Origin of the sequence: Enemella evansiae (assembly GCF_004362375.1) — a bacterium.
Lineage (GTDB): Bacteria > Actinomycetota > Actinomycetes > Propionibacteriales > Propionibacteriaceae > Enemella > Enemella evansiae.
In genome coordinates this window covers 78,763-98,956 of the sequence record NZ_SNXA01000014.1, presented here as the reverse complement: position 1 = coordinate 98,956, position 20,194 = coordinate 78,763, and the positions used below count along the sequence as shown (strand labels likewise).

Here is a 20,194-nt window from a genome sequence, read left to right as displayed (position 1 = left end):
GATGGATCGCGTGCCGAGAGGACCCGACCGCTTCATCTCGACAAGCGATGAGCGTCACTCGGGTTTGACGACCACGACCAGGTCACCGCCCTCGACCTGGTGCACACCGGAGAGCGCGACCCGCTCGACGACGCCGGCCACCGGGGTGGTGATGCTGGCCTCCATCTTCATCGCCTCGATGGTGGCCACCGTCTCACCGGCGGCGACCTGCTGGCCCTCCTCGACGACCGCGTGCACGGTCCCGGCGAAGGGGGCGGCGACCTGGCCCGGTTTGTTCGGGTCGGCCCGCTCGGTCTGCACCGCATCGACGCTGATCGAACGGTCTCGTACCCGGACCGGGCGGAGCTGGCCGTTCAGCGTGGTCATCACCGTGCGGATGCCCTTGCTGTCGGCCTCGCCGATCGACTGCAGCGAGACGATCAGGGTGACACCCTTGTCCAGCCGGACGTGGTGCTCGGTGTCCGGGGTGAGGCCATAGAGGAACTCCAGCGTCGGCATCGCGGACAGGTCGCCGTAGGTCTCCCGGTTCGCGGTGAAGTCCTTGGTGGGCGCGGGGAACAGCAACCGATTCAGGGTTTCCTGCCGGATCCGGCCGGGCTGCTCCAGCTTCGGCAGGTCGTCGGCCGGCACGTCCTCCTCGCGGGCCGGCACCTTGCGACCACCGAGCGCCTTGCTGCGGAAGGGCTCCGGCCAGCCGCCCTCGGGCGTACCCAGCTCGCCACCCAGGAAGCCGATCACCGAGTCCGGGATGTCGTACTTGTCGGGGTTCTGCTCGAAATCGGCAGGGTCGGCGTCCACCGCGACCAGATGCAGTGCCAGGTCGCCGACCACCTTCGAGGACGGGGTGACCTTCGTGGGCCGGCCGAGGATCTTGTCCGCGGCGGCGTACATCTGCTCGATCTGCTCGAACTTCTCCCCCAGCCCGAGCGCGATCGCCTGCTGGCGCAGGTTGGACAGCTGGCCGCCGGGGATCTCGGTGTCGTAGACCCGGCCGGTCGGGCTCGGCAACCCGGATTCGAAGGGGGCGTACGCCTTGCGCACGGCCTCGAAGTAGGGCTCCAGATCCATCACCGCGCGCAGATCGTCCTGACCCGTCGCGGTCAGCCGGGTGGCCCGCTCGGTGTGTTCGAGGGCCGCGACCAGCGCGGAGGCGGGCACCTGGGAGGTGGTACCGCCCATCGAGGCGGAGGCCACGTCGACCGCATCCACCCCGGCGTCGATGGCCGCCATCAAGGTGGCCAGCTGACCACCGGCGGTGTCGTGGGTGTGCAGGTGCACCGGCAGGTCGAAACGCTCGCGCAGCGCGGTGACCAGCGTCCGCGCGGCCGGCGGGCGGAGCAGGCCGGCCATGTCCTTGATCGCGAAGACGTGCGCGCCGGCCTCGGCGATCTGCTCGGCGAGCCGCAGGTAGTAGTCGAGGGTGTAGATCGTCTCGCCCGGGTTGGTCAGGTCGGAGGTGTAGCAGAGCGCCACCTCGGCCACCGACCGGTTGGTCTCGCGGACCGCCTCGATCGCCGGGCGCATCTGCTCGACATCGTTGAGGGCGTCGAAGATCCGGAAGATGTCGATGCCGACCCCGTCGGCCTCGGCGACGAAGGCCTGGGTGACCTTGGTCGGATAGGGCGTGTAACCGACGGTGTTGCGGCCGCGGAGCAGCATCTGCAGACACTGACCGGGCATCGCCTCGCGCAGCTTCGCCAACCGCTCCCACGGGTCCTCGCCGAGGAAGCGCAGCGCGACATCGTAGGTGGCACCGCCCCAGCACTCCATCGAGAAGGTGCCGGGCAGCATCCGGGCCAGCACCGGCGCGGCCTCGAGGAGGTCCTTGGTGCGCATCCGGGTGGCCAGCAGCGACTGGTGGGCGTCGCGGAAGGTGGTGTCGGTGACCTCGGTGTGGGTGGCCCCGCGCAGGTCGGCGGCGAAGCCCTCGGGGCCGAGCCGATCGAGCCGCTGCCGCGATCCCTCGGGGGCCGGCTGGTCGAGCTCGACCGCCGGCAGTTTGCTGGCCGGGTCGATCTCGATCGGCCGGGCGCCGTTGGGCTGGTTGACGGTGACGTCGGCGAGCCAGTTCAGCACCCGGGTGCCGCGGTCGGCGGGGGTACGCATGGTGAGCAGTTGGGGTCGTTCGTCGATGAAGCCGGTGGACAGGTTGCCGGCGACGAAATCCGGGTCGGCGAGCACGGCCTGCAGGAACGGCACATTGGTGGTCACCCCGCGTACCCGGAACTCGGCCAGGGCGCGGCGGGCCCGGGCGGTCGCCAGCTCGAAGGTGCGGCCGCGGGCGGTCAGCTTCACCAGCAGCGAGTCGAAATAGGGGCTGATCTCCACCCCGGTACCGACCGTGCCGCCGTCGAGGCGGATGCCGGCGCCGGAGGCGGAGCGGTAGGTGGTGATCATGCCGACATCGGGACGGAAGCCGTTGGTCGGGTCCTCGGTGGTGATCCGGCACTGCAGCGCGGCGCCGCGGATCTTCAGGTCGGCCTGGTCGAGGCCGAGGTCGGCGAGCGATTCACCGGCGGCGATCCGCATCTGGGACTGCACCAGGTCGACGTCGGTGATCTCCTCGGTGACGGTGTGCTCGACCTGGATCCGCGGGTTCATCTCGATGAAGACGTGCTCCCCGGCCCGCTCCCCCTCGGTCTCCAGCAGGAACTCGACGGTGCCGGCGCAGGAGTAGTCGATCGACTCGGCGAACTTGACCGCGTCGCTGCACAGCTTCTCCCGCAGTTCGTCGGAGATGTGCGGGGCGGGTGCGATCTCGACCACCTTCTGGTGCCGGCGCTGGATCGAACAGTCCCGCTCGAACAGGTGCATCACGTGGCCCTGGGTGTCGGCCAGGATCTGCACCTCGATGTGGCGGGGGCGCTGCACGGCCTGCTCGATGAACACCGTCGGGTCGCCGAAGGCACCCTCGGCCTCCCGCATCGCCGCACCGAGCGCCTCGCGGAGCTCCTCGGGGCGGTCCACCCGGCGCATCCCGCGGCCGCCGCCACCGGCGACGGCCTTCACGAAGACCGGGAAGCCGATCTCCTCGGCCCCGGCGACGAGCTCGTCGAGATCCTTGCCGGGCGGGGTCGACTTCAGGGTCGGTACGCCGGCGGCGCGGGCCGCGGCGACCGCGGACACCTTGTTGCCGGCCATCCGGAGCACCTCGGCGGGCGGGCCGATGAAGGTCAGCCCGTTACGGGCGCAGGCGTCGGCGAGCTCCGGGTTCTCCGACAGGAAGCCGTAGCCGGGGTAGACCGCGTCCGCGCCGGATTCCTTGGCGGCCCGGATGATCTCGTCGATGTCCAGGTAGGCGCGGACCGGGTGCCCCTCCTCCCCGATCTGGTACGCCTCATCGGCCTTGATCCGATGCTCGGCGTTGCGGTCCTCGTAGGGGAAGACCGCAACGGTCCGGGCACCGAGCTCGACGGCGGCGCGGAAGGCACGGACGGCGATCTCGCCGCGGTTGGCGACCAGTACTTTGGCGAACATGGGTCAGAGGTTATCGATCCGCAGTGATCCACGTCGCACGTCTCGCGGCGGCAGTGGCATCAGGAGGTCAGCACCTCCAGGACGCGCGGGGCATAGAAGCGGCGACCGGACCCGCGTGCCGGCAACTCGCGCAGCAACCCCAGACCGACCAGTTGGTCCACCAGCCCGTTCGCGCGCCCGTAAGACAATCCGAGGTTGCGCTGGACCTGCCGCACAGTGAACGAAGGATGGGCCACCGCATACTCGACGAGTTCGAATGCGGTACCGGCCCGGAGCTTCGAATCCCGGACCGCATCAGTCATCTCTGCGCGCACCTCGAGCAGGGCGAGCATCTGCGTTCTTGTCGCTTCCGCCGAGGCGGCCAACCCTTCGGCGTAGAACGCCAACCAGCCATCCCAGTCCGAGTCCGTACTGACCGCGAGCAGGCGATCGTAATACTCGGTCCTTCTCGCTTCGAACCAGGGTGAGACCGTCAAGGTCGGTTCGCTCAGGACACCTGTCGTCAGCAGATCGACCGTCATCAGAAATCGGCCCAGGCGACCATTCCCGTCGTGGAACGGGTGCAGGGTCTCGAACTGGTAGTGGGCCATCCCCGACTTCGCAACCGGGTCGATATGGCGCGAGTGATCTGCCGCCTTCCACTCCATCAAGGAAGCGAGCTGGAACCGGAGATCGTTCCCGGGCGGGGGTGGCACGAAACGTGAGCGAAAGATCGGGGCCAGATCACGGTCGACGTCCTGGCGTTGCCCCACCACCACCTGCACCGACCTGATCTGCCCGCTCTGGGAGTCCTCGTGCCTGGTGCCTCCGACGAGCACTTTCTGCAGTTCACACAACCGGGTGACCGACAGCGGCCGTTCCTCGGAGAGCCCCGCGTACGCGGCATCCGCCATTCGCACGTAGTTCAGGACCTCACGCAGATTCAGATCCTGCACATCGTGTTCGTCTGCGGTGAGCACGTCTCCCAGAGGCGCATAGGTGCCCTCCAGAGCCGAGGTGCTCTGCGCCTCGCGTCGCAGGGTCGGCTGCCGAAGCAGTTGCGGGTTGTCCAGCTGGCGAGCCGTGCCGTCCAGGGCCGCCAGGGCCGCGCGCGCGTCGGCGATTCGCATGAACGCCGCCACCCCGAGGTTCGGCGTGGTGTCGGGCAGCGGGTCAGGAACGAATGCCCGATGTGTCCATTCGCCATAGGACTGATCCGTGCCGCTGATGGGCACCAGCACACCACTCGTTCGCAGCCCGAACCGCTGGAGTTCCACGATGTCAGCTTAGGGGAACTTGTCTGACATCGGGCACTTCCATGACATCGGTCCGCCGGAGATTTCACTAAACTGCAATGCCACCCGCAGCCATGTCACACAACAGCGGGTTGTGTGACATGCACCGCGATCCGGTCACGCTGCGGCGGCGGTGGCGCGGCGGGTGCGGGCGTACGCCATCAGCGCGATCGCCGGTACCAGGCCGAGCAGCAGCGCCACGATGCTGTTGCCGGCCGGGCCGAGGTAGCCCCAGCCGAGTGCCGCGTCGGCGGACCAGGCCCCCGGTCCGGTGAAGGCCAGCACCACGCCGAGCACTCCGTAGGCGATCGCCAGTTCAGCGCCGCCGGTGACCGCCCAGAATCCCTTGGCGCTGGTGACGAAGGCCGCCACCGCCATCGTGCCGATCGCCATCGCTGCGGCCAGCGGGCTGAACAGTCCGAGGATCAGCAGGACCCCGCCGACCAGTTCGCTGACCGCGGCCAGCCGCACCATCAGCGGACCGGGCTTGAGGCCCCAGGCCTCGAAGATCGGCGCGGTCCCGGCGACCCCGTGGCCGGAGAGCACGCCGAAGAGTTTCTGGCTGCCATGGCCGATCAGCAGGAGGCCCAGGAAGCAGCGCAGCAGCAACAGTCCGATCTCCATCTCAGACCCCTTCCAGTGCCTGGTCGCGATCACTCACGCCGAGGACCGCCGTGAGTGCGGTGCGCAGCTCACGCACCGGATCCTGGGGCCGGGTGGCCGCCCGCCAGGCGATGTGCCGGTCCGGGCGGACCAGCAGGGCACCGGAGTCGTCGATCTCGCGGATCCGCTGCCAATCACCGAGCACGTCCTGGTATTCCTGCCCGATCCCGATCCGGCGTACCCGCAACGGAATCCCCACCTCGGCGGCGACCGCTTCGGCCGCGGCGACCCATTCGTCGGCGTCGATGCCGGCGACCAGGGTGAACTCACCGCGCCCGACCAGGTCGAGCGTGGAGACCTGCTCGCCCTCGTGGTCCAGCCAGGCGTGCGGCAGCACCGCCCCGGGCAGGGTGGTCGGCTGGTAGTGCATCTCCGCGTCCCGGGTGAAGCCCTGCCGGGCCCCGTCGGGGATCACCGCGCTGGAGGTGTAGCGCTGGTTCATCTCCACCCCGTGGGCGTTGAACTGGATGTCGGCCTCGTCGAGGACCTCGTTGACCAGCCGCCGCTTCTCCGCACCTGTCGGGGTGGGGGCGAAATAGTCATCCAGGGCGGCCTGGCCGGTGGCATCGTCCTGGCCGGCCACGATGCCGAAGGCGCTGGGCAGCTGACCGAGCTGGCCGACACTGTCCATGGCCCGGTCGATGACCTGCCGTCCGACCGGTCGGCGTTCGTCGGCATAGCTGTCCAGCAAGGAATCCCCGGCCTTGTCCTGCAGCACCAGCGCGAGTTTCCAGACCAGGTTGAACGGGTCCTGGACCGAGGTGTTCGAGCCGAGCCCGTTGGCCGGTGGGTGCCGGTGCGCGGCGTCGCCGACCAGGAACACCCGACCGGCCCGGTACTTGGATGCGAGCACGTGGTTGATCTGCCACTGGCTGATGTCCTTGATCCGCACGTCGATCTGGTCGTCGCCGATCGCCGCGTGCACCCGGGTCAGCATCGCCTCGGGGCTGAGGTCGATCTGCTCGGTCTTCGGGTCGTACATCACGATCAGCACCCACTCGTTCCACGGCGCGACGGTGATGAAGGTGCCGGAGCCGAGCCAGAAGTCGCGGCCCGGCTGCAGGGTGAAGAACAAGGTGCCCGGCCGGTGCGCGCGGTATTTCTCGAGGTCGGCCTCGAACCAGACGTTCACCGCGTGCCCGAGCCCGGTCTCCCCCTCCATCTCGATCCCGGCCTCGCTGGCGACCAGGCTGCGCCCGCCGTCGGCGCCGATCACGTACTTCGCCCGGATCGTGCTGATGGTGTCGGTGGCGACCTCACGGACCTGGGCGGTCACGCCCTGCTCGTCCTGGTCGAGGGAGACCAGCTCGGTCCCGAAACGCAGGTTGGCACCGTAGCGTTCGGCGCCGGCGCGCAGGATCGGTTCGAGCTTGTGCTGGCCGATGTTGCACATCGGGGTGGGGCTGGCCGCCTGGTACTCGGTGCGCTGGGCGGCCCCGGTCCCCCAGGCCTTGCGGCGGGCCAGTTCCTTGCCGGCGAAGGAGGTGGCCCAGACGTTGTCACCCATCAGCTCGTTGGCGTACCCGCCGGCGAGCACGTCGGCCTCGATGCCCAGGTCCCGGAAGACCTCCATCGCGCGCTGGTTGGTGATGTGTGCCCGCGGGGTGTGCGCGGTCGAGGGGTACTTGGTGATCGCCAGGTGGTCCACACCCGCCCGGGCGAGCAGTGCGGCCGCGGTCAGGCCGGCCGGGCCGGCTCCGACGACCAGCACATCGGTTTCGGTGTAGTCGTTCTCGCTCATCTCGCTTTTCCTTTCCGAGCTGGGTTTCAGGCCAGTCGCATGGCGGAGTCGACAACGAGGTTCGCGGCGTTGATGCCGCGGTTGTCGGTGAGGGCGAAGGTCGCCTGGACGATGTCCTCGGGGGTCGGCAGTCGTTTCCCGGGGGTACGCTGCCGCAGCGCCTCGTAGCGGTCGCTGCGGTCATCGGCGGCGTTGTCGACCGCGTCGGTGCCGACGACGACCCCGGGGGTGATCGCGTTCACCCGCACCGGGGCGATCTGGGTGGCCAGGGTGTTCATCAACCCGATCACCCCCGCGTTCGCCATCGAGATGGTCGTCGAGCCGGGCATCGGCACCCACATCGACAGGCCGGAGAAGAGCACCACCGAGGCGTCGTCGGTGAACTTCGGCTGGGCGGCCTCGACCGCGACGGCGTAACCGAGGTTCTTCATCATCAGGGTGCGGGCCGCATCCTGGCGGCGGAAGTCGGACAACTTGTTGTGGTCGCGGTCCAGGGCGGCCAGGATCAGGTGATCCACCCGGTCGATCTGGGCGAAGAGCCGGTCGAGGCTGCCGAAGTCGTTGAGGTCGCAGTGCAGACCCGAGGCACCCTCCCCCAGCCGCTCGGCGGCGGCCGCGTTCCGTTCCTCATTGCGGCCGGAGACGGTGACCGTGGCGCCGCGCCGGGTGGCCGCCTCGGCGATGGCCAGGCCCAACCCCTGTGTTCCGCCGATCACCACGAAATGCTTGCCCTGATAGGGATTGTCGGCCATCGGAATAGCTCCTTTGCTGATCCTCGCACCGGCCGGAACGGCCCGGTGGGTCAGCGGCACTCCGGTCGCCGACAAGACCATCGTGCGCCCAGATATTTGAAATGTCAACGGATATTCGAATATTTCACTGACGGCGGACAGCGGAGCCGTCGGTCCGGCCGGTCAGCGCAGGTTCGTGGTGGCGACCACGGTGCTCGAGCGGTTGTGCTGCTGTGCAGCGACGGCCGCCCAGACGACACCCGCGGGAATGGAGAGGAACAGCCCGAGCCCGGCGGTCAGGAAGAGCAGGATCAGGTTGATCACGAACATCACGACCGCCCCGAGCACCGTCGGATAGAGCATCCCGATCGGCCCGAAGAAGAACGCCAGCAGGATCGCCACCCCGACCGACTTCGGCGGGGCGCCGTTGTTCTGCACCACCACGGTCGAGGCCATCATCTGCTGGGGCGGTTGCTGGTAGTAGGGCGGCGGTTGCTGCTGGGTGTATCCGGGGTAGGGCTGACCCTGCTGTCCCGGACGACCCTGCGGCTGGCCGGGTCGGCCCTGACCCGGATAGGACTGCCCGCCGGGATAGGACTGCTGGCCCGGATAGGGCTGCTGGCCCGGATATCCCTGCTGGTACGGGCCACCGACGGCGGGCTGGTTTCCCTGTGTGGGAAAGGAATCCGGGACGGCGGGGAGATTGCCACCCGCACCCCGTCCCGAGTCCTGTCGACCGGGGCCCTGCCCGGAGTCGTACGGATTCCACTGCTGCTGTGGCTGCCACTGATCTGACATTGCTTCCCCCAAGAACCGCTCCCGCGGGGTGCCGGAGCGGCTGGTTTCAGCCTAGATCTCCGTGCGGGTCGGCGACAGGCCCCGGAGCCGGAGGCGGCGACTTCCGCCGGGTTCACCAGGAGAGCGGTTCGGCAGCCGCGGCCGGGGTGCCGGGGGTATCGGCGACCTCGGACCAGGCCCGGGCCAGCCGCTCGATCGCGGTGTCCAGGACGTGCGGCTCCGCGGTCCACGGCACCCGCAGCCAGCGCTCCCCCGCTCCGGTGGCATGGAACTGCGGACCGGCCGCCAGCAGCACCCCCTGCCGGCGGGCCGCCGCGACGAGCGCGGTGGATCGTGGCGCCGGCAGTTCCAGCCACAGCGTGTGACCGCCCTCGGGGGCCACCCAGTGCCATTCGGGCAACCGGGCGGCGAGCAGGCCCATCAGGTGCTCGGCTCGGGCCAGATTGCGCGGCCGGTGCTCCGCTGTCACCTCGTCCTCGACGGCGAGCAGTTCCAGCAGGATCAGTTGTTCCAGCGCGGCCGCACCGTGATCGTCGAGGGTCCGCACCCGCAGCAGCGGGTCGATCAGATCGTCGGGGCTGCGGATCCAACCGAGCCGCAGCCCGCCCCAGAAGGACTTGGAGGCGGAACCGACCAGCACCGCGTCCGGGGCGTACGCCGCCAGCGGTCGCTCCGCCTGCCCGGTGAAGCCGAGGTCGACCAGGGTCTCGTCGGCGATCAGGCGTACGCCCGCCTCCGCGGCGACCCGGGCGATCGCCACCCGCGTCTGCTCCGGCATCAGCCGGCCGGTGGGGTTGTGGAACTCCGGTACCAGCGAGATCGCCACCGGGCGCCGGCGGCCCAGCACCTGACGCAGCGATTCGACACCCCACCCCTCGGGGGCCATGTCGAACGGGGCCAGGGAGGCGAGCTGGTCCAGCATCCGCAGGCTCGCGGAGTGGCTGATCGCCTCGACCGCGAACGGCCGGCGGCCCCGGCGCAGCGTGCGGGCGACCACGTGCAGCCCGGCCAGGCTGCCGGGGGTGATCAGGATCTGCTCGGGCCGGGTCGCGAGCCCGCGGGTGGCGTACCGGTCCGCGATCGCCGCCCGCAGTTCCGGCAGCCCGTCGGGGAAGTAGCCGATCCCGGCGGCCAACCGGGGCAGTCGCTCGGCGGCCCGCTGCACCGCCGGACCGAGGGCGGCGGGTGCGGGATTGGCGGCGACCGTGAGCCCGATCCGGCCCTGCTCATCGGGTCCGGCGACCGGCAGCAGGTCGCTGGTGGCCGGCCGCGGGCGCCCGCGCACCCAGTGGCCCGACCCGCGCCGCGGGCGCACCACCCCGGTGCCGACCAGCTTGCGGTAGGCCTCGGTGACGGTGGTCCGGCTGACGCCGAGCTCGCCCGCCAGTTCGCGTTCGCTGGTCAGCCGCGCGCCCGCCGGTACCCGGCCATCGATGATCAACCGGGTGATCCGATCGGCCAGATCGGCGTACCGCGGCGGGCGCAGCGGGGCCTCGCCGAGCAGGGCCGCCAGCTCGGGCCCCGGGAGCCATCGTTCGTCCACCCGTCCACCGTTCCAGAATTGGACCTGTTCGACCAGTCCAATGCCGGAGTAGTTTGCTCTGGTGACCAAGCCCAGCCTGCTGCTGCCCCTGAATCCCGTCGAGCAATTGCGCGCCGGGCGGATGGGCCGCCGGTTGCCGCAGCTGATCGGTGGACTGCTGCTCTATGGCTTCTCGATGGCGATGCAGGTCCGCGGCGCGCTCGGGCTGGCACCGTGGGACGTGCTCACCCAGGGCATCAGCCGGCACCTGCCGCTCAGTTTCGGCATGATCACGATCGCGATCTCCTTCGTGGTGCTGCTGCTGTGGATCCCGTTGCGCCAGGCGCCCGGCCTCGGCACGGTGCTGAACGCGCTGATCGTCGGGGTCGCTGCCGATCTGGGGCTGTGGCTGCTGCCCCAGCCGGACGGGCTGGCCCCCCGGGCCGGCCTACTGGTCGCCGGGGTGGTGCTGAACGGGTTGGCCGGGGCGATCTACGTCGGCGCCCAGCTCGGCCCCGGGCCGCGCGACGGCCTGATGACCGGACTGCATCGGGTGACCGGCCGCAGCCTGCGCCTGGTGCGCACCGGGATCGAGGTCGTGGTGCTCGCCCTCGGCTGGCTCCTCGGTGGCCAGGTCGGCATCGGGACGGTGCTGTACGCCCTGGCGATCGGCCCGCTGATCCAGCTCTTCCTGCCGCTGACGGTCGTCCGGCTGCGCGACCCGCGTTCCTGAAAACCCATCGGGCCTCTTGCGCTCCCCTCCTCGAGGTATTTAAATGAAGCTCTCAAGTATTTGAGCGGAACTTCATCGGAAGGGACCCTGATGTCCTTGTTGCGCGCTCCCGACTACGACTCCTACACCCCGCAGCGGGTCCGGATGGTCAAGAAGTGGACGCCGCGGCTCGTCGCCTTCGGCGAGCTGATCGACGGCTACGACCTCTTGGTGATGGGGGCGGCGATCCTCTTCCTGCAGAGCTATTTCCAACTCGACAACGCCCACAAGGGCGCGCTGACCGCGATCGCCTTCGTGGGCACCGCGGTCGGGTTGCTGATCTTCGGCAAGGTCACCGACAGGTTCGGGCGACGGCCGGTCTTCATGATCAACCTGGTCTTCTTCGTGGTCGCCTCGATCGCCTCGGCCTTCGTCACCGAGGTCTGGCAGCTCTATCTGGCCCGCTTCGTGCTCGGTGTCGCCGTCGGCATGGACATCCCGGTGTCCCAGGCCTTCCTCGCCGAGATCTCCCCCGACGCCCGCCGCGGCCGGACGGCCGGGTCGCTGCCCAACATCATGTGGCTCTCGGGTGCGATCATCTCGGTGATCCTGGCCATCGCGATCGCCCCGCTGGCCGGGGATTCCACCTGGCGGTGGTTGTTCGGCGTCGCGGCGATCCCCGCATTCGGTGTCCTGCTGGCCCGTCGCTATCTGCCGGAATCGCCACGCTGGTTGATGGAGCACGGCCGCGAGGCCGAGGCCGAGAAGGTCTTCGCGATGCTGGAACTGGATCCCGAACCGGCCCGCCGTGCGGTGCAGCGTGAACGTGAGCAGCGCCGGGAGCCGGTGAAGCTGCGCGGACCGGTGCTGCGCCGGCTGATCGCGGTCACCGCATTCTTCGCCCTGCAGGCATTCGCGGGCGCCATCGCGACGGTGTCCGGCCCGATGGTGCTGCAGGCCACCGGTTTCCCGAAGGAATGGGCACTGCAGTGGTCGCTGATCGGTTTCGTGCTCGGGCTGGTCGCGGTGCTCATCGGTGCGCAGCTGATCGACAAGGTCGACCGGCGCCGGTTGGGCATCATCACCACCGGCACCCTTTTCCTGCTGGGGCTGCTGATCGGCGCCTTCGGCGGCACCTCGGCGGCGATCCTGGTGATCTGCTACGTGCTCTTCTCCTTCACCACCTGGTTCGGCCCCGGGGTGCTCTCCTGGGTCTGGTCCTCCGAGGCGATGCCGACCCAGCTGCGTGGTTTCGGCAGCGGCATCGCGCAGAGTGTCACCCGATTGATGATCGCCCTGAACGTCTTCCTGGTGCCGATGCTGCTCACCGGGATCGGCTTCTGGACCGTCGCCCTCTACTCGGTGGCGTACCTGATCTGCATGGTCATCTGCATCGCCAATCCCTGGTTGTCGACCACTGGCAAGTCCTTGGAAGAGGCGACCGACGAAGAGACCGCCATCACCCGGTGAATCCGTACACTGATTCATCCCCCCAGATGAGGAGGATGATGACCGCGGTTCGGCATCGTCACGGCGTACGCCCCGGTCAGGCCCGGGAGACGAACGTCGAGTCGGTGCTGCGTCGGCTGATCGCCCATGGTCCGATGTCGCGGCGGGATCTGGCGCGGGCCCTGGGGCTCTCCCAGTCCGGGATGACGCGAGTCGTCGCCCCGCTGACCGAGGCCGGACTGCTCACCGAGACCGAGGCGGTGGTCACCGACGGCCGACGCGGTCGGCGGCAGGTGCCGATCACCATCGATCCCGAGCAGGGTTGCGTCGCCGGAGTGCACCTCGGCGCCGAACACGTCTCGGTCGCGCTGTGCACCCTCGGCGGGGACACGCTGACCACCGGCCGGGTGGGTTTCGACGGTACGCCGCGGCGTGCCGTCGAGGCGGGGGTCGGTGAGGTCGGCCGGTTGGCGACCGGGCTGGCCCCGCTGCGCGGGGTCGGGGTGATCACCGGTGGCTGGGTGGATTCGCGCAGTGGCGTGGTACGCGAGCACCGGTTGCTGGACTGGCACGATGTGCCGTTGCGCGCCGAGTTCCAGGAACTGCTTGTGCCGCAGGGCATCCCGGTGGTCGTCGAGGCCGCCAGCCAGGCGCACGCCCTGGCGGATCTGATGTTCGGGCTGACCGGCAGCGTGGACAGTTTCCTGCACGTCTTCGTCGGCAACATCGTCGAGGCGTCGGTGGTCGCCCACGGCGCCATCCTGGCCCGCCCCGACGGTTTCGGCTCCGACCTGTGGGACTGGCCGGTGCCCGACCGGCCCGGCGCGACGGCCGGCAGCACGCTCACCGATGGGTGCGTGGTCGCGAGCGCCCAGGACCGCGGAATCCTGGCCAGCACAGGAACTTTCGATGATCTGGTGCAGCTCGCCCGCGCCGAGGAGGCGGACGGCGAGGCGCGTGGCCTGCTGGCCGACCGCGCCCGCCGGGTCGGTGAGCTGGTCGCCCCGCTCGCGGCGGTGACCGGTTCCCCGATGGTCGTCGCCTCCTCCGGTGTGGTGGCCATCGAGGATCAGCTGGCCGATGTCGCCGCCGGGCTCGCCGGCGGGTTCGGCGATCCGGACACGCTGCCCACGGTCATCTCCGGCGCCTTCGGTCCCGCCTCGGTCGGCCGGGCCGCCGCCGCCTGCGTCATCGACGACCTGCTCGCCGACCCGCTGGGCAACCTGGCCCGGGTACGCAGCTGACGGACCGCCCACGTTCATCGAGCAGCACCGCCGGCACAGCGCAACCTGTTTCAGGGACGTTCATCGAGTAGCACCGCCGGCGCAGCGGAGCGGAGCCGTCGGTGCGTGTCGAGATGAACCCCACCCCCCGAACGCATCCGCAACAATGGCCGGTGCTGGGCGCCCGGACCGGCCACTCGGCCCCAAGAGATCACCGGGCGCTTGGGTCTGGAGCCGATTCCTCTCGACACGGTCGCTGCGCGACCTACTCGAGGAACGGGAGCCGGTCAGGGGGCGGGGATGCCGGACTGCGGGGTCGGGTGCTCGACCCGGACCGGTTGCTGACCGGCGAACGGACGGGCGGTCGGGGCCTCGACACCGGCGACCAGCCGGCCGTCGCGGACGAAACCCTCCTCCCGGCCAGCGAGGCGGCGTACCAGGATCTCCCGCAGCGCGGCGAGCCGGTCGGCGTACGCCTCCTCTCCCGACAGGTCGTGCACCTCGTCGGGATCCTCAGCCAGATTGAAAAGTTGCTCGTCACCGGTCATCGAGATCCAGATGTATTTCCAGTCACCACTGCGGATCCACTGGAAGCTGCCACCCATCATCGCGTGCTCACCGTGCAGGTGGTCCCGCCAGTCCGCGTCGGTCGCCGCGGCGATCAGCGGCAGCACCGAGGCACCGTCCAATCCCTCGGGGATCTCGACCTCGGCGCAGTCCAGCAGCGTCGGCATCACATCGCGCAGCTCGATCACCTCGCGGATCACGCTCTGCTCGGGAATGCCGGGACCGCTGAGCAGGAAGGGAATCCGGGCCGACCCCTCATAGGGATAGCCCTTCCGCCACAGGTGGTGATCGCCCATCATCTCGCCGTGGTCGGAGGTGAAGGCGACGAACGAGTCCTGGGCCAGACCGAATTCTCCCAATACCTGCAGGAAACGCTCGATCTGGGCGTCGATGTGGGACATGTTGCCGTAGTAACCGGCCTGGGCGCGGTGCTGGTCCTCCATCGGATAGTCGGCCACGTGCGAGTCGGCCCGATGGTCGTTGCGCCAGGGTTCGAACACCTCCACCCAGTCCCCCACCGGCGGCTGGTGCGGGGGCCGGTTCAGGTACATGTCGAAGGCCCACTGCGGCGGGTCGTAGGGCGGGTGCGGGCGGTGGAAGGACAGATAGAGGAAGAACGGCACCGTGGGGTCGCGGCGATAGAGCCAGTCGATGGCGCTGCTGACGATCCAGTTGGTCGGATGCAGCCGCTCGGCCCGCTGCCAGGGCCGGGCCACCATCGAGTTGCAGTGCAGACCGTCGTCCAGGTAGTCGCTGACCGCATCCTCGCCGGCCTCGCGGCGCAGCCAGGTCAGATAGTCGTCATAGGTCCGCGGATCGCGCTCCCGGCGCCGCGAGTGGTGCAGATAACCGTCGTGCAGCAGCACGTCGTCGAAACCGGCCCGCACCCGTTCCGGCCACAGATGCATCTTGCCGATCGCCTGGGTGTGGTAGCCCGCCTGCGAGAACGCACCCGCCATCGTGGTCGCGATGTCGAAGGCGATGCCGTCCTGGTAACCGACCCGTCCGTGATTCTCGGCCGCCAACCCGGTGAGCAGGCTCATCCGGGCCGGGATGCAGGTGGGTGATGCCGAGTACGCCCGCTCGGCGCGCGCACCGCGGTCGGCGAGTTCGTCGAGATAGGGGGTCTTCACCCGCGGGTGCCCCTCGATCGACAGCGCATCACCGCGCCACTGGTCGGTGCAGATCAGGATCACGTTGCGGTGCATCGGCGCTCCCACGGGTTAACTTGACAGTCTCAACTAATAGTAGGGCCTCAGCCGACCAGCTTGCCGATCAGCCCCTGGGCGAAATAGATGACGAACAGGGCCGCGACCAGATACATCAGCGGGTGCACCTGGCGGGCCTTGCCGCGGGCCACCTTGAGCAGCACGAAGGTAATGAAGCCCGCACCGATGCCGATGCTGATCGAATAGGTGAACGGCATCAGCGCCAGGGTGAGGAAGGCCGGCAACCCTTGTTCGACGTCGTCCCACTCGACCCCGCCGACCTGGGCCATCATCAGGAAGCCGACGAACACCAGCACCGGCGTCGCCGCCTCGGAGGGCACCACATCGACGATCGGCGCCAGGAAAACCGAGGCCAGGAAGGCGATTCCGGTGACCACGGACGCGAGCCCGGTCCGTGCGCCCTCACCGACACCGGCGGCGGATTCGATGTAGGTGGTGTTCGAGGAGACCGAGCCCAGACCACCGGCGACCGCACCGAGCGAGTCGACCAGCAGGATCCCGGTGATGTGCGGCGGGTTGCCCTCGGCGTCCAGCAGGCCCCCCTCGGCACCGACCGCGACGACGGTGCCCATGGTGTCGAAGAAGTCGGCGAGCAGCAGCGAGAAGATGGTCAGCAGCACCAGCAGTACGCCGCCGAAACCGTTGGCCGCGGTGAACATCCCGAACAGGTCCACCCGACCCAGCAGCGACAGATCCGGCAGGGTGAACAGGTCGGTGATCGCGGGCACGTTGAGCATCCAACCGGTCGGGTTCACCACCTTGCCCGAGGCATCGGTCATCGAGCCGATGCCGACGACCGCCTCCAGGATGATCGCCAGCACCGTGCTGACCAGGATCGAGATCAGCAGCGCACCGCGGACCTTCCTGGCATACAGCACCGCGACCAGTACCAGCCCGATCACGAAGACCAGCATCGGCCAGCCGAGCAGCGATCCATTGATGCCGAACTCGACCGGCGGCGTACCCTGCGGTTTGCGGACGATGCCGGCGTCGAACAACCCGACGAAGGCGATGAACAGGCCGAGCCCGACGGCGATGCCGATCCGCAACGGCCGCGGCACCGCGCGGAAGACCGCCTGCCGGAAACCGGTCAGCACCAGAATCGCGATGAGAATGCCCTCCCAGACGACCAGCCCCATCGCCTGCGGCCAGGTCATCGTCCGCACGATTCCGAACGCCAGCAGGGCATTCAGGCCGAGGCCGGTCGCCAGACCGAGCGGGAACCGGCCGACGACACCCATCGCGATCGTCATGATGCCGGCGATCAGCGCGGTCGCGGCGGCCACCGCGGCGATCGAACCGCCGATGTTCTCCGCGGTCTTCGGCAGACCGGTGATCAGATTGCCGTTGACATCGGCCGCGGTCCCGATGATCAGCGGATTGAGGGCGATGATGTACGCCATCGTGAAGAAGGTGACCAGCCCGCCGCGGACCTCGCGACCGATCGTGGAGCCACGGGCGGAGATCTCGAACCAGCGGTCGAGGCGGGAGGTGGGGATGGCCGATTGAGTCGCGCTGCTGGACATGGCGTCAGGCTATTGGAACTCTGCGGCGCCAACCGGACTCGTTCACCGCAGAAGCCAGAGATCTCTCTCATCGGAGGATTCCAATGTCACCCCATCGACTGGCAGCGGCGGTCATCGCCGCACTCACCATCCTGATCACCAGCCAGGCGCCGGCGCACGCCGCCCCGACGCCGACACCCAAGGGCGCGGCAACCGTTGCCCCCCGGACCGCGGAACCGCGGACCGATCCGCGCTACTACGACAAGGCACTCGCCCAGAACTACGCGGAAGCCCGGAACCGCAACCCGTGGCTGGGTGCATATCTGGAGGGCAAGCTCTATGAGGACCCGGGCGGTTGGGGCACCCTCTGCGGCTCCTACTGCTGGGGTCGGCACGAGAACGGCATCGTGGTCGTCAGCAGCAGTTCGGTGCCATCAGCGGATACGACCGGCTGGGGGCACGCGATCCGCTACCCGCTCGCCCAGCGCTATCTCGGCTGGTTCCAGAACAACACCATGCCGGTCGGCCACGCGGTCACCGACAGCTTCTGCGGTCTCGCCCAGGGCGGTTGCGGTGTGCACACCACCGGCGGCTCGGTCTACTGGTCGCCGAACACCGGCACCCACTGGGTCCGCGGCCGGATCAAGGACCGCTGGAATGCCACCGGTTGGGAGAACGGCCGACTCGGCTATCCCATCAGCGACGAGTTCTGCGGCCTGCGCGACGGCGGGTGCGGCACCCACTTCCAGAACGGCTCCATCTACTGGACCCCCGGCACCGATGCCTGGGATGTCGGCGGCCTGTTCTTCCAGGTGTGGCGGGACAGCGGCTGGGAGAACGGCTGGTTGCGCTACCCCACCGGCCCCGAGGTGCGCTCCGGTGATGTGGTCACCCAGCAGTTCCAGGGCGGCTGGCTGAGCTACAACTTCCGCACCGGCCAGTTGCAGCAGAACCGCCGCTGAGGCGTACGCCCGCAACGACCATCCATCGAATCCTCAGTGCATCCCGCTACCCCTGCAGGGACAGCGGGATGCACGCAAGATTCGATGGATCGCGATCGGGGCGAGTTCGCGAGCGCCCGGGGCTCAGTCGAAGAGCGAGTCGTCCAGGGAGATGGTGTCCCAGACCGGGTTGGGCAGTTCGCCCTCGCGCTCGGGAGCGACGACGTCGGAGTGCGCGCCGCAGCCGTGGTCGATGCTCACCACATGGGCGTCGGAAGGGGCGTACTGGTTCGCGCACACCCCGAACACGGTCCCCAGGCCGCCCTGCAGGCGGACGAAGTAGGCACAGCTGACGCAGCTGCCCGGCGCCTGCCGGGTCATCTCGTTGCGCGGCCCGCCGTCGCCGTCCAGCCAGCGCTCGGCGGCCTCCTCGCGACCGTACGCCGAGAGCACCCGTTCGCGTCCCAGGCCGAGCTCGGCCACCACGGCGCGCAGCTGGCTGGCCTCGGCCGGGTCGGTGTCGGCGGCCCGCTCGCCACCGGTGTAACCGGGCTCCAGGCGCGGGTCGTTGTCCGGGGTCGGCATCAGGATGCCGGGCCCCACATCGCCGTCGGAGATCCGATCGGCCCACGGCACCCAGGCCGGGGACAGCAGCGCGTCCGGACCGGGCAGCAGCACGACCTCGTCGACGGTCACCTTGCGGGCGCGGGACGCCCGGGCCACCGTGACCGCCCACTGCCAGCCCCGATAACCGGGATGGGTGCAGGCGAAGTAGTGGGTCGCCACCCGGTCGGCCTCGGCGCGTACCTCGGTGTGCTCACCGACGCTCATCACGACCGTGGTGGCCGCCTCGGCGGCCTCCCGGGCCAGGTCGACGGCATCGGCACAGGCCTGGTCAAGCTTGGGCGCCCGGCTGCGGGGCGGGATCTGGGTGCTGCTCATCTCGACCATTCTCGCGGCAGGGGGCTCACAGCTCCAACTCGTCCGCCACCGCGCGCAGCAGCGCCGCGGTCTTGGCGGCGTGCTTGGCGTCCGGATGCCGGCCGTGCCGGTATCCGGTGCCGATGCCGTCGAGCAGCTTGATCAGGTCCTCGGTGAGCAGCGCCATCTGCTCCGGCTTCTTGCGGCTCGCCCGGGACAGCGAGGTGGGGGCCTCGACCAGGGTGAGCGACAGCGCCTGCTCACCCTTGCGGCCCTCGACCACCCCGAACTCGACCTTCTGACCGGGCTTCAAGGTGGTCACCCCGGCCGGCAGGGCGTTGGAGCGCACGTAGACGTCACCCCCGCCATCCTTGGTCAGGAAGCCGAAACCCTTGTCGGCGTCGAAGAAGCGGACCTTGCCAGTCGGCACGAGAAACCTCACTAGATCGCATCGGGCATGCAGAGAACAGGACGAACCCCCGACAGCTGGGCCGAGGGCGTACCCAAGTCTATCGCTGGATCGCCGCCAGCGGCAGGTTCATTATCGAGTTGGTCAGCGCCTCGACCGGTTCCCGCGGGGAACGCGGATTGGCCTGCAGCGCCTGCTCCAGCATCGGCAGCTCGGGCAGCCCGAATCGGCCGCTGAGCACCCGCAGATCACCGGGCACCCGGGTGCGGGCCAGCATGCACAGCCCGAGCCCGGCCCGGACCGCGGCCATGATGCCGAGCACCTGCCGGGTGTTGCAGACGATCCGCCAGGGGATCTGGTGCGCGTTCAACGCGTCGATCCCGGCCTGCCGGGACCAGCTCGGCGCGTGATAGGTGACCAGCGGCACGGTCTCCCCCGGTTCCAGCACGGTGTTCGGCAGCCCCACCCAGACCATCTGGTCGCGGTGCACCATCCGCCCGGTGTCGGAGTCGGGGCGCTGGTTGATCAGGATCAGGTCCAGATGGTTGGAGTCGAGTCGGCGTTGCAGTACGCCGGACTGGGCGACGGTCAGCTCCAGCTGGATCCCGGGGTGGTGCTGGCGGAACTCGCGCAGGATCCGTGGCAGGTCCGAGAGCGCGAACTCATCGGCGGCGCCGAAGCGCAACCGGCCGCGCATCGCCGACCCGGAGAAGTAGCTGCTCGCCTGATCGTGGGCGGCCAGGATCTGCCGGGCGAAACCGCGCATCGCCTCACCGTTGTCGGTGAGCGCGACCGAGCGGGTGTCGCGGACCACCAGCTGCCGACCAGCGGCCTGCTCGAGGCGGCGTACCTGCTGGGAGACCGCAGGCTGGGAGATGCCGAGCTGCTCGGCCGCGCGGGTGAAGCTGCCGGTGTCGGCGACCGCCAGGAAGCCGCGCAGCAGTGCCGGATCGAAGTGGGTGGCGGGCGTGGTCTCGGGCACGGGTCGATCTCCCCCGTTCGGAGTCAGAAGCGTTGCTTATGGAATATATA

Annotated in this window: 16 protein-coding genes; 4 read left to right on the top strand and 12 right to left on the bottom strand. The window is 69.3% G+C overall.

The features are described 5' to 3' along the window. Positions 1 to 54 precede the first annotated feature (54 nt). The 7 genes from C8D81_RS19405 to C8D81_RS19370 form a co-directional block, all read right to left on the bottom strand. Entirely contained in the window at positions 55 to 3,477 is a 3,423-nt protein-coding gene (locus tag C8D81_RS19405; protein WP_133626641.1) for a pyruvate carboxylase, read from the bottom strand. Between the two features lie 59 nt (positions 3,478 to 3,536). Then, on the bottom strand, positions 3,537 to 4,733 hold the full coding sequence (locus tag C8D81_RS19400) for a Fic family protein (protein ID WP_208109407.1): 1,197 nt from the start codon (positions 4,731 to 4,733) through the stop codon (positions 3,537 to 3,539). A 135-nt stretch (positions 4,734 to 4,868) separates the two neighbouring features. Beyond that, a complete protein-coding gene (locus C8D81_RS19395) occupies positions 4,869 to 5,375 on the bottom strand; it encodes a DoxX family protein (RefSeq protein ID WP_094355657.1) in 507 nt (168 codons plus the stop codon). Position 5,376: 1 nt separating this feature from the next. Continuing rightward, entirely contained in the window at positions 5,377 to 7,155 is a 1,779-nt protein-coding gene (locus C8D81_RS19390; RefSeq protein WP_133626640.1) for an FAD-dependent monooxygenase, read from the bottom strand. A gap of 26 nt (positions 7,156 to 7,181) precedes the next feature. After that, entirely contained in the window at positions 7,182 to 7,907 is a 726-nt protein-coding gene (locus tag C8D81_RS19385; RefSeq protein WP_166646908.1) for an SDR family NAD(P)-dependent oxidoreductase, read from the bottom strand. 162 nt (positions 7,908 to 8,069) lie between these two features. Beyond that, on the bottom strand, positions 8,070 to 8,684 hold the full coding sequence (locus C8D81_RS21380; RefSeq protein WP_208109406.1) for a TM2 domain-containing protein: 615 nt from the start codon (positions 8,682 to 8,684) through the stop codon (positions 8,070 to 8,072). Positions 8,685 to 8,796: 112 nt separating this feature from the next. Further along, positions 8,797 to 10,227, bottom strand: a complete 1,431-nt coding sequence (locus C8D81_RS19370; protein ID WP_133626639.1) for an aminotransferase-like domain-containing protein — start codon at positions 10,225 to 10,227, stop codon at positions 8,797 to 8,799. Positions 10,228 to 10,288: 61 nt separating this feature from the next. Here C8D81_RS19370 and yczE point away from each other — a divergent pair, with 61 nt between their 5' ends. The 3 genes from yczE (at position 10,289) to C8D81_RS19355 (ending at position 13,611) form a co-directional block, all read left to right on the top strand. After that, the gene (gene yczE / locus C8D81_RS19365; protein ID WP_166646907.1) at positions 10,289 to 10,939 is read left to right on the top strand and encodes a membrane protein YczE; all 651 of its coding nucleotides are present in this window, start codon (positions 10,289 to 10,291) and stop codon (positions 10,937 to 10,939) included. A gap of 90 nt (positions 10,940 to 11,029) precedes the next feature. Beyond that, the gene (locus C8D81_RS19360; RefSeq protein ID WP_094403553.1) at positions 11,030 to 12,388 is read left to right on the top strand and encodes an MFS transporter; all 1,359 of its coding nucleotides are present in this window, start codon (positions 11,030 to 11,032) and stop codon (positions 12,386 to 12,388) included. Between the two features lie 38 nt (positions 12,389 to 12,426). Beyond that, on the top strand, positions 12,427 to 13,611 hold the full coding sequence (locus tag C8D81_RS19355; protein ID WP_166646906.1) for an ROK family transcriptional regulator: 1,185 nt from the start codon (positions 12,427 to 12,429) through the stop codon (positions 13,609 to 13,611). Positions 13,612 to 13,877: 266 nt separating this feature from the next. On the opposite strand, the gene C8D81_RS19350 is transcribed toward C8D81_RS19355, so the two are convergent. Together C8D81_RS19350 and C8D81_RS19345 are read right to left on the bottom strand one after the other, a co-directional pair. After that, a complete protein-coding gene (locus C8D81_RS19350) occupies positions 13,878 to 15,365 on the bottom strand; it encodes an arylsulfatase (RefSeq protein ID WP_094406095.1) in 1,488 nt (495 codons plus the stop codon). Positions 15,366 to 15,412: 47 nt separating this feature from the next. Further along, positions 15,413 to 16,912 (bottom strand): NCS2 family permease, encoded by a 1,500-nt coding sequence (locus tag C8D81_RS19345; RefSeq protein ID WP_094355665.1) that lies wholly within the window; start codon positions 16,910 to 16,912, stop codon positions 15,413 to 15,415. 83 nt (positions 16,913 to 16,995) lie between these two features. Here C8D81_RS19345 and C8D81_RS19340 point away from each other — a divergent pair, with 83 nt between their 5' ends. Then, positions 16,996 to 17,853, top strand: a complete 858-nt coding sequence (locus C8D81_RS19340) for an LGFP repeat-containing protein (RefSeq protein ID WP_094433280.1) — start codon at positions 16,996 to 16,998, stop codon at positions 17,851 to 17,853. Between the two features lie 123 nt (positions 17,854 to 17,976). On the opposite strand, the gene C8D81_RS19335 is transcribed toward C8D81_RS19340, so the two are convergent. The 3 genes from C8D81_RS19335 to C8D81_RS19325 all read right to left on the bottom strand — a co-directional run bounded on the left by C8D81_RS19335 (position 17,977) and on the right by C8D81_RS19325 (position 20,144). Next, complete coding sequence (locus C8D81_RS19335; RefSeq protein WP_229118008.1) at positions 17,977 to 18,774, bottom strand: DUF3027 domain-containing protein; 798 nt, start codon at positions 18,772 to 18,774, stop codon at positions 17,977 to 17,979. A 25-nt stretch (positions 18,775 to 18,799) separates the two neighbouring features. Further along, on the bottom strand, positions 18,800 to 19,183 hold the full coding sequence (locus C8D81_RS19330) for a cold-shock protein (protein ID WP_094355668.1): 384 nt from the start codon (positions 19,181 to 19,183) through the stop codon (positions 18,800 to 18,802). 79 nt (positions 19,184 to 19,262) lie between these two features. Continuing rightward, positions 19,263 to 20,144, bottom strand: coding sequence for a LysR substrate-binding domain-containing protein (locus C8D81_RS19325; protein ID WP_094355669.1), 882 nt, complete (start codon positions 20,142 to 20,144; stop codon positions 19,263 to 19,265). Positions 20,145 to 20,194: the final 50 nt, after the last annotated feature.

Bases quoted from the DNA above. Each gene is read 5' to 3' on its own strand.
- C8D81_RS19405 (WP_133626641.1), bottom strand. From the start codon at position 3,477: ATGTTCGCCAAAGTACTGGTCGCCAACCGCGGCGAGATCGCCGTCCGT.
- C8D81_RS19395 (WP_094355657.1), bottom strand. From the start codon at position 5,375: ATGGAGATCGGACTGTTGCTGCTGCGCTGCTTCCTGGGCCTCCTGCTG.
- C8D81_RS19390 (WP_133626640.1), bottom strand. From the start codon at position 7,155: ATGAGCGAGAACGACTACACCGAAACCGATGTGCTGGTCGTCGGAGCC.
- C8D81_RS19385 (WP_166646908.1), bottom strand. From the start codon at position 7,907: ATGGCCGACAATCCCTATCAGGGCAAGCATTTCGTGGTGATCGGCGGA.
- C8D81_RS21380 (WP_208109406.1), bottom strand. From the start codon at position 8,684: ATGTCAGATCAGTGGCAGCCACAGCAGCAGTGGAATCCGTACGACTCC.
- C8D81_RS19360 (WP_094403553.1), top strand. From the start codon at position 11,030: ATGTCCTTGTTGCGCGCTCCCGACTACGACTCCTACACCCCGCAGCGG.
- C8D81_RS19355 (WP_166646906.1), top strand. From the start codon at position 12,427: ATGACCGCGGTTCGGCATCGTCACGGCGTACGCCCCGGTCAGGCCCGG.
- C8D81_RS19350 (WP_094406095.1), bottom strand. From the start codon at position 15,365: ATGCACCGCAACGTGATCCTGATCTGCACCGACCAGTGGCGCGGTGAT.
- C8D81_RS19345 (WP_094355665.1), bottom strand. From the start codon at position 16,912: ATGTCCAGCAGCGCGACTCAATCGGCCATCCCCACCTCCCGCCTCGAC.
- C8D81_RS19340 (WP_094433280.1), top strand. From the start codon at position 16,996: ATGTCACCCCATCGACTGGCAGCGGCGGTCATCGCCGCACTCACCATC.
- C8D81_RS19335 (WP_229118008.1), bottom strand. From the start codon at position 18,774: ATGAGCAGCACCCAGATCCCGCCCCGCAGCCGGGCGCCCAAGCTTGAC.